The sequence below is a fragment of the Pseudomonas sp. HY2-MNA-CIBAN-0224 genome, from assembly GCF_040310285.1.
Classification (GTDB): Bacteria; Pseudomonadota; Gammaproteobacteria; order Pseudomonadales; family Pseudomonadaceae; genus Aquipseudomonas; species Aquipseudomonas helleri.
The window spans coordinates 14,842-29,935 of the sequence record NZ_JBEOPQ010000060.1 but is presented as its reverse complement, the minus strand read 5'-3'; the positions used below and the strand labels follow the sequence as shown (position 1 = coordinate 29,935).

Below are 15,094 nucleotides of genomic sequence, written 5' to 3'. Positions count from 1 at the left end.
ATAATTCTGCACTACGAGATGATACAGATATTGCTCAAGGATACAGTCGTAGTGTGCATCATAGGTGTCGCATGAAGCCATTGGGCACGCCGTTCAACCTGACCGAAGGCGCCGCGTTGCTGAGCCTGATCGGCCGCCTGACCGGCTACACGCCGCGCTGGTTCACCTACTTCATTGGCGATGCCCACGTGTATGAAAACCACCTGGACATGCTCAACGAACAGCTGACCCGCGAGCCGTTCCCGATGCCAAAACTGGTGATCTCGGACCGCGTACCGGAATTCGCCAAGACCGGCGTTTACCAGCCGGAGTGGCTGGAACTGATCGAGCCGAGCGACTTCAGCCTCGAAGGCTACCAGCACCACGCCCCCATGACCGCACCGATGGCGGTGTAACCCCACTCCCCTCGCGTCTTGTGGGAGCGGGCTTGCTCGCGATCGAATCGCTGTGGTCTAAAAGAACACCGCGTCGTTTGTATCGCGAGCAAGCCCGCTCCCACGGGGCGAGGGTGTTGGGCTAATGCCCGTGGCTTCTGCCCACATGGCTTGGCTCGCCTTCTGGCGCTGCCACTGAGCCGCTGACTTCCAGACGCTGCAAAATCGCGCACTGATCCATCCCCGGCCCTTCGCCACAGCGTTGGCGCAGGTCGAGCAGTTGCGCCTGCAAAGCTTGCAAGCCATCAATGCGCGCCTTGACGTGGTGGATGTGCTCGTCGATCAACGCATTCACGCTTTCACATTGGTCCTGCGGGCTGTCGCGCAGGTTGAGCAGGCTGCGGATTTCTTCGAGGGTCATGTCCAAGCTGCGGCAATTGCGGATAAACGTCAGCCGCTCAACATGCGCCTGGGTGTACAAACGGTAGTTGCCGTCACTGCGCGCAGGCTCTGGCAACAAGCCTTCACGCTCGTAATAACGGATGGTTTCGACCTGACAATCGGTCAATTTCGCCAGTTCACCAATCTTCATCGCGCTTATCTCCCAAAGGATGCTTGACCCTATAGTGGCTACAGGGTCTTTACTTGGCAACAGGCACCTTTTTTGGACGCACCCGATGAGCGACTCCATTCACACTTCGCACAAACCACACGCTGACCATGACCATGACCATGACCATGACCACGGCCATGAGGAAAAACACGACCACGCCAGCCACGCGCACAGTTGCTGTTCAAGCACTGCCGGGCCGAGCGTGATCAAACTCAGCGCCACGCCCACCGTGGGCGCGCGCCTGAGCAGTTTCCGCATTGAAGCCATGGACTGCCCGACCGAGCAAACCCTGATCCAGAACAAACTGGGCAAGCTGGCCGGTGTGCAGCAGTTGGAGTTCAACCTGATCAATCGCGTGCTGGTGGTGACCCACGACCTGCCGTCCACCGATCCGATTGTCGCGGCCATTAAATCCTTGGGCATGCAGGCCGACCCGCTGCAAACCGGCGCCGATGCTGACGCGCCGCTGCCGCCTGCGCCGAAAAAACACTGGTGGCCGCTGGCGCTGTCCGGTGTCGGTGCGTTGGCGGCAGAAGTGCTGCACTTCACCGGCGCAGCGCCGACCTGGGCCATTGCATTGGTGGCGCTGGTGTCGATTTTCAGCGGCGGCCTGACCACCTACAAAAAAGGCTGGATTGCCCTTAAAAACCTCAACCTGAACATCAACGCGCTGATGAGCATCGCCGTGACCGGCGCCCTGCTGATCGGCCAATGGCCCGAAGCGGCGATGGTGATGTTCCTGTTTACCGTGGCCGAGTTGATCGAAGCCAAGTCCCTGGACCGTGCACGCAACGCCATCAGCGGCCTGATGCAAATGGCCCCGGACAAAGCCACCGTGCAGCAAGCCGACGGCACATGGCTGGAACGTGAGGTTAAAGACGTCGAACCGGGTGTCATCGTGCGGGTTAAACCCGGCGAGCGCATTGGCCTGGACGGCGAAGTGGTGGCGGGCAGCTCAAGCATCGATCAGGCGCCGATTACCGGCGAGAGCCTGCCGGTGGAAAAAACCGTGGGCGATAAAGTCTTTGCGGGCACCATCAACCAGGCCGGTTCGCTGGAGTTTCGCGTTACCGCAGCGGCCAACAACTCGACTCTGGCGCGCATCATCCTGGCGGTGGAACAAGCCCAGGGCGCCCGTGCACCGACCCAGCGTTTTGTCGACAGCTTCTCCAAAATCTACACCCCGGTGGTGTTTCTACTGGCCTTGGCTGTGGCGATTATCCCGCCGCTGTTTATGGGCGAGGCGTGGTTCGACTGGATCTACCGTGCGCTGGTACTGCTGGTGGTGGCGTGCCCGTGCGCGCTGGTGATCTCGACCCCGGTAACCATCGTTAGCGGTCTGGCGGCCGCTGCACGCAAAGGCATCCTGGTCAAAGGCGGTGTATACCTCGAAAGCGGCCACAAGCTGGACTTTTTGGCGCTGGATAAAACCGGCACCATCACCCACGGCAAGCCGGTGCAAACCGACTACCTGCCGCTCGACCCGCTGCACACCGAGAGCGCGGTGCTGCTGGCTGCAAGCCTGGCTTCGCGTTCAGATCACCCGGTGTCGATGGCCGTGGCCAATGCCGCTGTGGATAAAAACCTGACGCTGCGTACTGTGGATAACTTCACGGCGCTGGCTGGGCGCGGCGTGCGTGGCGACATCGACGGCAAGGTTTACCACTTGGGTAACCACCGCCTGATCGAAGAACTGGGCCTGTGCTCGCCCGCCCTTGAGGAGAAGCTCTTTGCGCTGGAAGAGCAAGGTAAAACCGTGATCTTGCTGATCGACAGCGCAGGCCCCATGGCCCTGTTCGCCGTGGCCGACACGGTCAAGCAAACCAGCCGCGAAGCGATCCGCGAGTTGCACGCCCTGGGGGTTAAAACCCTGATGCTGACCGGCGACAACCCGCACACCGCCAACGCGATTGCGGCTCAGGTGGGCATTGACCAGGCGCAGGGCAACTTGCTGCCGGAGGACAAACTCAAAGCCATCGAAGCCCTTTATGCACAGGGCCATCACGTGGGCATGGTCGGTGACGGCATCAACGACGCCCCGGCCTTGGCCCGCGCCGAGATCGGTTTTGCCATGGCGGCAGCGGGTACGGATACCGCCATTGAGACCGCAGATGTCGCCCTGATGGACGACGATCTGCGCAAAATCCCGGCCTTCATTCGCTTGTCACAGGACACCGCGAGCATCCTTAAACAGAACATTGCCTTGGCATTGGTCATTAAAGCGATCTTTCTTGCGGTAACCTTCATGGGCTTGGCCACCATGTGGATGGCCGTCTTTGCTGACATGGGCGTGAGCCTGTTGGTGGTGTTTAACGGGTTGCGCCTGGTGCGCAAATAGATCAAGAGAGGCCACCGTGCTGAGTGCCGAGCTGAAAGCGTTTTACCGGGTGGCCCAGTTGGGCAGCATCACACAGGCGGCGAAAAAGCTTGGGTTGAGCCAGCCGACCGTGACCACCCAGATCCGCCAGCTCGAAAGCCAGTACGGCGTAGAACTGTTCTACCGTGGCGGGCGGCGCCTGACCCTCAGCGATGAAGGCGTGCGCTTGCTGCCCATGGTTAAAACGCTGTTGCAGCAAGAGGCCGATATCGAGTTCTTTTTGCGCAACAGCGGTCACGGCACCGGCACGTTGCGCATCGCCGCCACCGCGCCGTATTACATCCTTGATCTGGTCAAAGCCTTCCGCGAGCGCCTGCCGCAGATTGTCGTGTCGGTAGACATTGGCAACTCCCAGCAAGTGCTCGAAGCGCTGGACGAATACCGCGTCGACATTGCCGCCTCGTCGCAGTTGCTGGAAGACCCACGGCTGATACGCCGGGTTCTGGGTTCCGACCCGCTGGTGGTGGCCGTGCACCGCAATCACCCGTTGGCCAAGCTCGATCACGTGCCGCTGAGCGCCTTGGCCGGGCATTGCCTGCTGATGCGCGAGCAAGGCTCGACCACGCGTAAATTGACCGAAGAACTGCTCAGCAGCGCCGGGGTTGGTTTTGGCCCGCTGCTGGAAATTGGCAGCCGCGAGTCGATCCGCGAAGCGGTGCTGCGCGGTATCGGCATCAGCATCATCGCCCGCCAGGAAGTCCCCCACGACCCGCAACTGCGCGTACTGACCCTCGAAGGTGCGCCGCTGATCGCCGAGTATTTGTACTGCCTCAAAGAGCGAAAATCAGCGCGCTTGCCTGCGGCTTTTCTGGGCTTGGCGCAGGAAATGGCCCCGGCCTGAGATCGGAATGTGTGGGAGCGGGCTTGCTCGCGATACAGGCAGCGCGGTTTCTCAGGCATACCGAGTCGCTGCCATCGCGAGCAAGCCCGCTCCCACAGGAATGTTGTGAGCATTACTCCCAAATCCACCAATACCTCTATCGGCAGCTTTTGCCTGACTGCCACATCTTGTACGTATAGCGCCTCTAGGATGACCCCATCTGCTTGATGAGGTGCATCCATGAACCGCTCGAACGCAACCCCTTTGACCCAACCCGGCGTGCCGATGAAGATGCGCAACGTGAGCAAGCGCTTTGGCGCTTTTACCGCGCTGGACAACGTTTCGCTGGAGGTGGCAGCGGGTGAACTGGTGTGTCTGCTCGGGCCTTCGGGGTGCGGTAAAACCACCTTGCTGCGCTGCATCGCCGGGCTGGAACGTCAGGACGATGGTGTTTTGTACCTCGGTTCACGGGATGTCTCAGACCTCGCCCCGCAAGCACGGGACTACGGGATCCTGTTTCAGTCCTACGCACTGTTCCCCAACCTGACCGTTGAGGCCAACATCGCCTACGGCCTGGTCGGCAGCAACCGCGACGTGGTGCGCAAGCGCGTCAGCGAGATGCTCGAACTGGTGGGCCTCACGGGCAGCGAAAAGAAATTCCCCGGCCAACTGTCCGGCGGTCAGCAGCAGCGAGTCGCCCTGGCCCGCGCTTTGGCGCCGGCACCGTCGCTGTTGCTGCTCGACGAACCGATGTCGGCCCTGGATGCCCGGGTGCGCGAGCATTTGTGCACCGAGTTGCGCCAATTGCAGCGCAGCCTGGGCATCACCACCTTGATGGTGACCCACAACCAGGACGAAGCCATGCTGATGGCCGACCGCATCGCCGTGATGAACAACGGCAAGGTCGAGCAGTACGCTACCCCGCAAGAGATCTACAACAAGCCCGCCACGCCCTTTGTTGCCGAGTTTGTCGGGCAAGGCAACTGGCTGCCGTTTGACCATAACAGCGGCACCTACGCGCAGGTCGGCGGGGTCAATATGCGCTTGGCCGCCGACGCCGGGCGCGTCGAGTCGGGGCGGCTGTTTTGTCGCCCCGAAGCGATCAGCGTCAACCCGGTACTGCACGAAGAAAACCTGTTCCCGGCACGGGTGCGGGACATCACCTTCCTCGGCAATCGCTGCCGCATGAGCTTCGAACTCAACCACCTGCCGGGCCACCCGCTCACCGCCGAAGTCGGCAGCCAGGATTTGCCGCGTCTCGGCGCCCAGGATATCTTCGTCGCCTTGCCGCCGAACAGCCTTCAGGTGTTTGCCTGACATGGCCGCGCCAATGACCTTGCCCCTGTCCGACACCCTGGCCCGTAACGCTGCGCGGGCTGAACGGGGCGACACGTTGTTTGTCCTAGGCGGCAAACTGCTGTTGCTGCTGATATTGGCCATTGCCGTGCTGATGCCGTTGCTGGCGATTTTTTGGCGTGGCTTCAGTGCGCAAGACGGCCAAGGCGGAGGTTGGGTCGCGGCGCGGGAGTTGGTAACCAGCGATAACTTTCATTGGCTGGTGGGTAACAGCCTAAAAGTGTCGCTCAGCGTAGCGGCGATTGTCGTACCGCTGGCGTACCTGTTTGCCTACGCGCTGCAACGCACCTTGATCCCCGGCAAGCGCGTCTGGCGCGGGTTGTCGTTGCTGCCGCTGATGGCGCCGTCGATGTTGCCGGGCATTGCCCTGGTGTATTTGTTCGGCAATCAGGGCCTGCTGCGCGGGCTGATTGCAGACAACATCTACGGCTTCTGGGGCATCGTCCTCGGCGAGGTGATCTACACCTTTCCCCATGCCCTGATGATTCTGCTGTCCGCCTTGTCGCTGGCCGATGCCCGGTTGTTTGATGCGGCATCGAGCATGGGCGCCGGGCCATTCAAAGCCTTTCGCAGCATCACCTGGCCGGGCACGCGGCAGGCCGTGTTTGCCGCGTTTTGCCTGGTGTTCACCCTAACCGTCACCGACTTCGGCGTGCCTGTGGTGGTGGGCGGCGACTACCAGGTGCTGGCGCTGGAAGCCTACAAAGCGGTGGTCGGGCAGCAGCAGTTTGGTCGCGGCGCCTTGATCGGCATGGTCTTGCTCTTGCCCGCGCTGTTCAGCTTCGGCGTCGATGCCTGGCTGCGCCGTCAGCACGGCGACGCCATGAGCGGGCGTGCCCAGGTGTTCAAGCCGGTGCCTTCGAGGCTGCGAGATGGCTGCTACCTGGCCATCGTGTTGCTGATCTGCGCCGCCTTGCTGCTGGTGTTCGGGATGGCGGTGTACTCGTCGCTGGTCAAATTTTGGCCGTACAACCTGTCGCTGTCCCTCAACCACTACCAGTTCAACGACACTGCCGGTGGCGGCTGGCTGGCCTACCGCAACAGCGTGACCATGGCCCTGTGCACGGCGCTGATCGGCAGCGCGGTGATCTTCACCGGCGCCTATCTGATGGAAAAAACCCACACCCAGAAGCGCCTGAACCTGGTGCTGCGCATGCTCAGCTTCATCCCCATGGCGGTGCCGGGTTTGGTGCTGGGGTTGGGCTACGTGTTTTTCTTCAACCTGCCGGGCAACCCGCTGCATGTGTTCTACGGGACCATGGAGCTGCTGGTGGTGTGCACCATTGCTCACTATTTGACCACCGCGCAAATGACCGCCACCACCGCGTTGCGCCAGCTCGACGGCGAGTTCGAAGCCGCTGCGCTGTCGCTCAAGGCGCCGCTGTACCGCCATTACTGGCGCGTCACCGTACCGATTTGCCTGCCCGCGCTGCTGGACATCGTGCGCTACCTGTTTGTCTCGGCAATGACCACCGTGTCGGCGGCGATTTTCCTCTACAGCCCCGACACCATCCTCGCGGCGGTGGCGGTGCTGAACATGGACGACGCCGGCAACGTTGGCGGCGCGGCGGCCATGTCGACCCTGATTTTGCTGACCTCCATTGGCGTGTCCCTGCTCCTGGCCTGGGCTTCACGCGGCGTGTTGCGCCGCTCCCAAGCCTGGCGCCAAGGCGCACCGGCGCAATAACCCTTCCACCTCAAGGAACCGCACCATGTTCAAGCCTCTTGCTCTTGTCGCTGCTGTCCTCACCGCTTTGAGCGCTAACGCGTTTGCCGCAAAAACCGAACTGACCGTCTACACCGCCCTCGAAGCCGAGCAACTGAAGAGCTACAAGCAAGCTTTCGAGAAGGCCAACCCGGACGTTGAGATCAAGTGGGTGCGTGATTCCACCGGCATCATCACCGCCAAACTGCTCGCTGAAAAAGACCGCCCGCAGGCGGATGCCGTTTGGGGCCTGGCGGCGTCGAGCCTGGCGATCCTCGATCAGCAAGGCATGCTGCAACCCTACGCACCGCAAGACCTGGCCAAGATCGGCCCCAACTACCGTGACCCGGCCAATCCACCGGCCTGGGTTGGCATGGACGTGTGGGCCGCAACCATTTGCTTCAACACGGTTGAGGCCGAAAAACAGGGCCTGAGCAAGCCGGTGAGCTGGCAAGACCTGACCAAGCCCGAGTACAAGGGCAAGATCGTGATGCCGAACCCGGCGTCGTCCGGCACGGGCTTTCTGGACGTGAGCGCGTGGCTGCAAACCTTTGGCGAGAAGCAGGGCTGGGTGTACATGGACGGCCTGCACCAGAACATCGGCCACTACGTTCACTCCGGTTCCAAGCCGTGCAAATTGGCCGCCTCGGGCGAGTTCCCGATTGGCATTTCGTTTGAATACCCGGCTGTGCAGCTCAAGCGCCAGGGCGCGCCACTGGACATCATCCTGCCTAAAGAAGGCCTGGGCTGGGAGATCGAAGCCACAGCCGTGATTAAAGGCACGCCCCATGAAGCAGCGGCGCAAAAGCTCGCTGACTTCTCGGCCAGCCCGGCGGCGATGGAGCTTTATAAAGAGAACTTCGCCGTGCTCGCGCAGCCTGGAATTGCCAAGCCGCAGACCGAATTGCCGGCTGACTACGAGCAACGCCTGATCCAAAACGACTTCGCCTGGGCCTCAAAAAACCGCGATCAGATTTTGACCGAATGGCGCAAACGCTATGACGGCAAGTCCGAGAAAGTGGCCGAATAACTTTGCATAAACGCTAAACCCTGTAGCCGCTGCCGCAGGCTGCGATAAGGGCCGAAGGACCTTCGCTCTTGAACAGCGCGACCCCTGCGGGCTCGATCGCAGCCTGCGGCAGCGGCTACAAGGATGTGCTCTTCAGGACAGGTGTATGACTATTCTTATCGTCGGCGCTGGCATTCTGGGTTTGTCCCATGCCTACGCGGCCGCCAAACGCGGGCTTAAGGTCCATGTCTTCGAACGCACACACACGCCCTTGGGCGCGTCGGTGCGCAACTTCGGCCAGGCGCTGGTCACCGGCCAGCCGCCTGGGGTGATGCTCGATCTGGCCCGGGCCAGCCGGGGTATCTGGGGCGAATGGGCGCAGCAGGCGGGCTTTGACCTCAAACGCAACGGCGCGTACCTGTTTGCCCGCACCGAGGCTGAAGAGCACCTGCTGGAGGCCTTTTGCCAAGGCCGTGCCCGTGAACACGGTTACCGCGCCGAACTGCTGCGCGGTGCCGAACTGGACGCCCTCTACGGCGGCCAGTTCAACCACCATCGCGCCGCGTTGCACGGGCTGGACGACCAGCAGGTGTATTCGCGTGAGGCCATTCCGGCGCTGGTGCAGTACCTGCAGCGCGACTTCGGCGTGGAGTTTCACTTTTCAACCCTGGTGCGCGACGTCGAGCCGGGGCAGGTTCACACCACGGCGGGCAGCTTTAAAGGCGCGCAGGTGATTGTCTGTTCAGGGCACGACTATCAAACCCTGCTGGCCGAGCCGTTGGCGACGCTCAACCCACAGGTCTGCCGCCTGCAAATGCTGCGAGTGCGGCCAACAATCGATTTGCAACTGCAACATGCCCTGCTCACCGGCCTGAGCTGCGTGCATTACGGCGCTTTTGCCGATTTGCCGGAAGCGGCTGCGGTGCAGGCCGAGATCCTGCGCGAGAGCCCGTACCTGGACGAGCACGGTATTCACTTGTTGATCAGCCCGACGCCCTACGGCGAGTTGATCGTCGGTGATTCACACCATTACGGCAGCGATCCATCACCGTTTAACGCCGAACAGGTCGATAACTGGATGTTGCAACTGTGTGAAGACACGCTCGGCTGTGAAGTGCAGGTGATGGAGCGCTGGCAAGGCGTTTATGGCGCGCGCGGGGCCAAGCCGTTTACCTGGCTGCCCGTGGAACCGGGCCTGAGCGCCGCCTTGATGCAAACCGGCGTGGGCATGAGCGTTGGCCCGGCGATGGCCGAGCGCAATATTGCGCGTTTACTGGGGGAGGCGTGATGACACCGGCACAACTGGCGGTAGAACAGGTTTTTGCCTTGTATCAGCAGTTCGGCACCGACGATTACATCGGCGAGCCCGTGTCACAGCTCGAACACATGTCCCAAGCGGCGCAGTTGGCGATGGTCGAAGGGCATGACGATGAAGTGGTGTTGGCTGCGTTCTTTCATGACATTGGGCACTTATGCGTCAAAAATGCGCCGAACATGGGCGGATACGGCGTGGTCAGCCATGAACAGGTGGGCGCCGATTACCTGCGTCGGGCGGGGTTCAGTGAGCGCATGGCCAAACTGGTGGAATACCACGTACAGGCCAAGCGCTACCTGACGTTGCGCCAACCCGGCTACTACGACCTGTTGAGCGAAGCCAGTATCAGGACCTTGGGTTACCAGGGCGGCGTGATGAGCGAAGCCGAGGCCGTTACGTTTGAGCAAGACCCGCTGTGCGAGCTTAGCCTGCGCATGCGCCTGTGGGACGAACAGGCCAAGCAACTGCACGCCCCGCTCATCGACTTGCAACAGCTCAAGGCCAAAGCCTTGAACCTGTTAAACACCTAACCCTTGTGGGAGCGGGCTTGCTCGCGATGAAATCACCGCGTTTTAGCGGATGCACCGTGTTGCCTGTATCGCGAGCAAGCCCGCTCCCACAGAAGAGGTGCCGTAGTCAGATTTGCTCGGCCAGCAACTCGATCTGCTCCTGGCGCTCGGCCTGGCTCAATTTGGGGTGCGGGTTGAGCGATGACCATTGCGGGTACGCCCGGGCTTTGTTGAGCGGCTCGGGCAGTTTGCCTTCGCGCCAGGTTTTGTCTTGCGGGGTGGCGACCTGGATGCTGTCGACGGCCGCATGCCCGCGTGCGTTCAGGGCGTGCAGCAACTGGCGCTGACGCAAGGCCAGCAAGCGCAATACGCTGTCGTCCACGGTCAATTCGCGCTGGCCCTTGAGCTTGCCCAGCAAGCGGCTGCCATAGCTGCGCGCCGTTTGCAGCGCGCCCCCGGCGATCGCCCCGGCCAGTGCTGCTGCGCCCAGGGTCAGGCCGCCGACCATCAAGTCCACACCCGCCCCGGCAGCGGCGCCGGCGGCGATTCCGCCGCCCACGCGCACCCCCAATTGCTTGAGGGTTTCGGGGTTGAACAAGTCGTCGCCCCAGCGTCCGTCCAACAACGGCAAGTCGCTGGCCGCCGCGTCCTGGGGGCGAAAACCGTACAGCTTGAGCAGCGCCTCGACGCAGCGTTGTTCACGTTGGCGAACCGCTTCGCGCAGTTGATTGATGGCCTGCTGCTCGACGGTTTTTTCGCTGGCCACGCTACGTCGGCACGCGGCGCAGTCAATCAGCAGTTCCGCAATCAGGCGCAGGGCGCTGTGTTTGCGTGCTTCGCGTTGGGCCTCCTGATCAGTGATCAAGCGTTGCAGCGCGCCGCGTGAATGCTCCAGCAGCAAGGCGAGGCTTTCATACAGGCGCCGCTCGCCGTCTTCCGGCGGGGCCACGCTGTCAAAACGCACCAGCGCATGCAGGCCGAGCCGGGCCAAGGCGTCGCGCCATTCAGGCTCGCGGTGCTGCGGGCTGCTGACAAAGTTGAGCACCGGCAACAGCGGCTTGCCGCAACTGGCCAGCACGCTGAGTTCGTCGCGGTATTTGGCCAGCACCGGCTCGCGGGCGTCGATCACATACAGCCCGGCGTCCGAGGCCAGCAACTGGCGCAGCACTTTGGCTTCTTGTTCAAACCGCTGGCGCGCTTCGCTGCCGTCGAGAAACCGTGCAACCCGCGCCGGGCCGTCAAGGCGCTCGCCGGGGCGGTCGAGGCGTTCCAGATAGTCGAGCAGGGCGATGGCGTCTTCCAGCCCCGGCGTGTCGTACAACTCCAACAGCGGTTCGCCGTCCACCGACAACCGCGCCCCTTCCACATGCCGGGTGGTGCTGGGGCGATGGGACACTTCGCCAAAGCCGACATCGCGGGTGAGGGTACGCAGCAACGAGGTTTTGCCGACATTGGTGTGGCCGACCACGGCCAGCGTCAGTGGCTTAGTCATGGCCTGTCTCCAGCCAGTTGATGGGTGCGCTGGTGGCGAACGGCAGTCCGAGTTTTTCCAAGGCGTGATGCCAGTCGCTCAGGCGGTCGGCGTCCAGCACCTGGCCGGGCGGTGCTTGCAGCAGCCAGATACGGGTGGCCGCTGCGCTGCGCGCCAGTTCGCCGATCAGCGCAAGGCTGCCCCGGTCGGGTGAGCGCCGTGGGTCGCAGGCAATCGCCAGCCGTGCAGGCGGAAAACGGGTCATTTGCTCCAGCAGTTTTTGACGGGACTCGCGGCTGTCGAGGATGCCCGCGTCTTTGACCGTGGTCGGCAGTTTGGGCGGCCACGGGTGCTGGTCGTCCAGCTCGATGGCGACGATCAGCGCGCCCTCGGTGTCTAGTTCGGTCTGCCCGGCGTGCACGTTATGCAACTGCTCGGGGGCCACGTCGTTGACCCCAAGGCGCTCACTGCTCGGCATCAGGCGTTCGCGCAGTTGGCTGTAGCCGGGCAGGTTGAGGTCCAGTTGCAGCGCGTTGCGCCCCCGGATCCAGCGCCAACGGCAGAAGGCTGCGAGCAACAGGCGCGGCAACACGCCGTAGACCACGACTACGCCCACCAGCCACACGGCCCAGGCCTGACGCACGGCTTCACTGCTGTAAGCGGTGTCGGTGCTGGCGCGGATCATTGCTTCGGTCGGCCCGCTAAACCCCAGCCAGCCGGGCACCACGCCCAAGGCGCGGGTGGCGCTGACAAATACATCGGCGCTCAAAATGGTGGTTTCCCAGACAAAGCCGTAACGGCGGGTGGCCATCAGCAAGAGCATGAGCGTCAGCGCGCTGAGCATCGCCAGCAGCCACAGGCCATTAACCAAGGTGCCCAGCGCCCAGCGATTGAGTTTTTGCCGTTGCAGCACCAGCAGCAACGCTGGGGCCAACTGCGCGGCCTTGGCGTCGCGGGCAAATTTGTCGCTGAGCCACAGCCACAAACGCCCAAGGCTGGCGCTGTGTTCGCCGGCAAAGAGCAGGCCCAGCAGCCAGCTGATCAGCAAAATCAGGTTGATGCCGAGCAGGCTGCCGAGTGCCCAAAACACATTGACCGGGGTTTGCCCATTGCCCAGCGCGGCAAAGGCCAGCCCGCCGCCGCTGATGAAGGCCAGCACGGCGAGGCCTAGCAGCGCCAGGCGCGAGCCTTGCAGCCAATGGCGCATGGCCGTGACCAGGCCATCGCGCTCGGCCAGCCACAGCGCACGGTTTTGCAGGCGTGTGCTCAGGTCACCGGCGCTGCTGCGGGCGCGGCGGTTGGCTTCCAGATCGTCCAGCGGGCCAGCATGCTCTTCGCGCAGGCGCACGGTTTCGGTCAGCCAAAGACGTTGCAACGGGGAAAGTTCAGTCACGCGACATTCCATTCAAGTGAGTCATGAGCATAACCGCTGTATGCCGGTTAGTCAGGCGGGGTACTGACAGCGCGGGCGGCTCTGGTATCCTCGGCGGCATGAAAAAATCACTCCCCCTCAGCCTGATCGCGGCCCTCGGTGAAAACCGCGTGATCGGCGTCGACAACAGCATGCCGTGGCATTTGCCGGCGGATTTCAAATATTTCAAGGCCACCACCTTGGGCAAGCCGATCATCATGGGTCGCAAGACCTGGGATTCGCTGGGCCGCCCGCTGCCGGGGCGCTTGAACCTGGTGGTAAGTCGTCAGACCGGCTTGCAGCTCGAAGGTGCCGAAGTGTTTGCCTCGCTGGAGGCCGCCGTCGAGCGCGCCGAAGCCTGGGCCATTGAGCAGGGCGTGAGCGAACTGATGCTGATTGGCGGCGCGCAGTTGTACACCCAGGGGCTGGCGGATGCCGACCGGTTGTACCTGACGCGTGTGGGTTTGAGCCCGGAAGGGGATGCGTGGTTTCCTGAGTTCGATCAGGCGCAGTGGGCGTTGGTGTCAGAAGACAAGCATGCCGCCGCAGAGGGCAAACCGGCGTTTAGCTTTGAGGTGTGGGAAAGGCTGTAAGGCTGACACATCCCCTGTAGGAGCGAGCTTGCTCGCGATCTTTTAAAGATCAAAAGATCGCGAGCAAGCTCGCTCCTACACAGATTCCTACGTTACGTATGCGCCAGATCACCATGATCGTCTTCGGCCAGAATGGCCTTGTCGGTCTGGTGCAACGTCTGGCTGGTGACTGTACCGGCGACCATTGAGCCGCTGACGTTCAGCGCCGTGCGGCCCATGTCGATCAACGGTTCGACCGAGATCAGCAACGCTACCAACGACACCGGCAAGCCCATGGCCGGGAGCACGATCAGGGCCGCGAAGGTTGCACCGCCGCCCACGCCCGCAACGCCCACCGAACTGATGGTCACAATGGCCACCAACGAAGCGATCCATACCGGGTCCAGCGGGTTGATGCCGACCGTGGGGGCAACCATCACCGCGAGCATGGCCGGGTACAGACCGGCACAGCCGTTTTGCCCGATGGTCGCGCCAAACGAGGCCGCAAAGCTGGCAATCGAAGCCGGAATGCCCAAGCGGCGGGTTTGCGCTTCGATGCTCAGCGGGATGCTCGCCGCGCTCGAACGGCTGGTGAAGGCGAAGGTCAGTACCGGCCAGACTTTGCGGAAGAAGCGCAGCGGGTTAACGCCCGACACCGACAAAATCACCCCGTGAATCACGAACATCAGCGCCAGGCCGATGTACGACACCACCACAAAGCTGCCCAGCTTGAGGATGTCTTGCAGGTTGGAGGTGGCGACCACTTTGGTCATCAACGCCAACACGCCGTACGGGGTCAGTTTCATCACCAGACGCACCAGACGCATCACCCAGGCTTGCAGGGTGTCGATGGCGTTCAGTACTTTGCTGCCTTTTTCCGGATCATCCTTGAGCAGTTGCAGGGCGGCAATGCCAAGGAAGGCGGCGAAGATCACCACGCTGATGATCGACGTCGGCTTGGCGCGGGCCAGGTCAGCGAACGGGTTCTGCGGGATAAACGACAGCAGCAACTGCGGCACGTTGAGGTCCGAGACCTTGCCGGCGTAGTCGCTCTGAATCACGTGCAGGCGGCTGATTTCGGCAGCGCCCGCGACCAGGCCGTCGGCGGTGAGGCCAAACAGGTTGGTCAGGCCGATGCCCACCAGGGCCGCGATCATGGTGGTGAACAGCAACGTACCGATGGTCAGGAAACTGATCTTGCCCAGCGACGACGCGTTATGCAGGCGCGCCACGGCGCTCAGGATCGAGGCAAAGACCAGCGGGATGACGATCATCTGCAACAGTTGCACGTAGCCACTGCCGACCAGTTCGAACCAGCCGATAGAGGTTTTCAGGGTTTGGCTGTCCGTGCCGTAGACCAGGTGCAAGCCCAAGCCGAAGAGCACGCCGATAACCAGCGCCAGCAGGACTTTTTTTGCCAGGCTCCACGCGGTGTGGCGGGTCAGCGACAAGCCGAACAGCAACGCGAGGAACACCAGCAGATTGAGAATCAGCGGGACATTCATGAGGGCTCCGGGGGAGAGGGGGACGACGTAAGGGACGTCTTCAAGCGATAAAATTTT

13 protein-coding genes are annotated in these 15,094 nt (G+C 62.3%); 9 read left to right on the top strand and 4 right to left on the bottom strand.

Annotated features, from left to right (window positions below; genetic code table 11):
- Positions 1-53: 53 nt before the first annotated feature.
- Positions 54-395 (top strand): thymidylate synthase, encoded by a 342-nt coding sequence (locus AAEZ03_RS21245; RefSeq protein WP_502947938.1) that lies wholly within the window; start codon positions 54-56, stop codon positions 393-395.
- Positions 396-516: 121 nt separating this feature from the next.
- Here the strand turns inward: AAEZ03_RS21245 and cadR are convergent, their stop codons facing one another.
- Positions 517-966: a Cd(II)/Pb(II)-responsive transcriptional regulator gene (gene cadR, locus AAEZ03_RS21240; protein ID WP_048371049.1), complete on the bottom strand. Its 450-nt coding sequence runs from the start codon at positions 964-966 to the stop codon at positions 517-519.
- Between the two features lie 85 nt (positions 967-1,051).
- On the opposite strand from cadR, the gene AAEZ03_RS21235 reads away from it, so the two are divergent.
- The 7 genes from AAEZ03_RS21235 (at position 1,052) to AAEZ03_RS21205 (ending at position 10,099) form a co-directional block, all read left to right on the top strand.
- Positions 1,052-3,325 (top strand): heavy metal translocating P-type ATPase, encoded by a 2,274-nt coding sequence (locus AAEZ03_RS21235; protein ID WP_350581349.1) that lies wholly within the window; start codon positions 1,052-1,054, stop codon positions 3,323-3,325.
- A gap of 16 nt (positions 3,326-3,341) precedes the next feature.
- Positions 3,342-4,205: a LysR family transcriptional regulator gene (locus tag AAEZ03_RS21230; RefSeq protein WP_048371046.1), complete on the top strand. Its 864-nt coding sequence runs from the start codon at positions 3,342-3,344 to the stop codon at positions 4,203-4,205.
- Between the two features lie 219 nt (positions 4,206-4,424).
- Positions 4,425-5,501, top strand: coding sequence for a putative 2-aminoethylphosphonate ABC transporter ATP-binding protein (locus AAEZ03_RS21225; RefSeq protein ID WP_350581346.1), 1,077 nt, complete (start codon positions 4,425-4,427; stop codon positions 5,499-5,501).
- 1 nt (position 5,502) lies between these two features.
- The gene (locus AAEZ03_RS21220; RefSeq protein WP_350581343.1) at positions 5,503-7,227 is read left to right on the top strand and encodes a putative 2-aminoethylphosphonate ABC transporter permease subunit; all 1,725 of its coding nucleotides are present in this window, start codon (positions 5,503-5,505) and stop codon (positions 7,225-7,227) included.
- 25 nt (positions 7,228-7,252) lie between these two features.
- Positions 7,253-8,275, top strand: coding sequence for a putative 2-aminoethylphosphonate ABC transporter substrate-binding protein (locus tag AAEZ03_RS21215; protein WP_350581340.1), 1,023 nt, complete (start codon positions 7,253-7,255; stop codon positions 8,273-8,275).
- 145 nt (positions 8,276-8,420) lie between these two features.
- Positions 8,421-9,542: a TIGR03364 family FAD-dependent oxidoreductase gene (locus tag AAEZ03_RS21210; protein ID WP_350581338.1), complete on the top strand. Its 1,122-nt coding sequence runs from the start codon at positions 8,421-8,423 to the stop codon at positions 9,540-9,542.
- Positions 9,542-10,099 (top strand): phosphonate degradation HD-domain oxygenase, encoded by a 558-nt coding sequence (locus AAEZ03_RS21205; protein ID WP_350581336.1) that lies wholly within the window; start codon positions 9,542-9,544, stop codon positions 10,097-10,099. The genes AAEZ03_RS21210 and AAEZ03_RS21205 overlap by 1 nt, the downstream gene beginning before the upstream one ends.
- Before the next feature lie 106 nt (positions 10,100-10,205).
- Here AAEZ03_RS21205 and AAEZ03_RS21200 read toward each other — a convergent pair whose 3' ends face one another.
- Together AAEZ03_RS21200 and AAEZ03_RS21195 are read right to left on the bottom strand one after the other, a co-directional pair.
- Complete coding sequence (locus tag AAEZ03_RS21200; protein ID WP_350581334.1) at positions 10,206-11,570, bottom strand: GTPase/DUF3482 domain-containing protein; 1,365 nt, start codon at positions 11,568-11,570, stop codon at positions 10,206-10,208.
- The gene (locus AAEZ03_RS21195) at positions 11,563-12,942 is read right to left on the bottom strand and encodes a DUF2868 domain-containing protein (RefSeq protein ID WP_350581332.1); all 1,380 of its coding nucleotides are present in this window, start codon (positions 12,940-12,942) and stop codon (positions 11,563-11,565) included. Before AAEZ03_RS21195 ends, AAEZ03_RS21200 begins: the two co-directional genes overlap by 8 nt.
- 98 nt (positions 12,943-13,040) lie before the next feature.
- Here AAEZ03_RS21195 and AAEZ03_RS21190 point away from each other — a divergent pair, with 98 nt between their 5' ends.
- The gene (locus tag AAEZ03_RS21190; protein WP_350581330.1) at positions 13,041-13,553 is read left to right on the top strand and encodes a dihydrofolate reductase; all 513 of its coding nucleotides are present in this window, start codon (positions 13,041-13,043) and stop codon (positions 13,551-13,553) included.
- A gap of 92 nt (positions 13,554-13,645) precedes the next feature.
- On the opposite strand, the gene AAEZ03_RS21185 is transcribed toward AAEZ03_RS21190, so the two are convergent.
- Positions 13,646-15,037: an L-cystine transporter gene (locus AAEZ03_RS21185; RefSeq protein WP_350581327.1), complete on the bottom strand. Its 1,392-nt coding sequence runs from the start codon at positions 15,035-15,037 to the stop codon at positions 13,646-13,648.
- Positions 15,038-15,094: the final 57 nt, after the last annotated feature.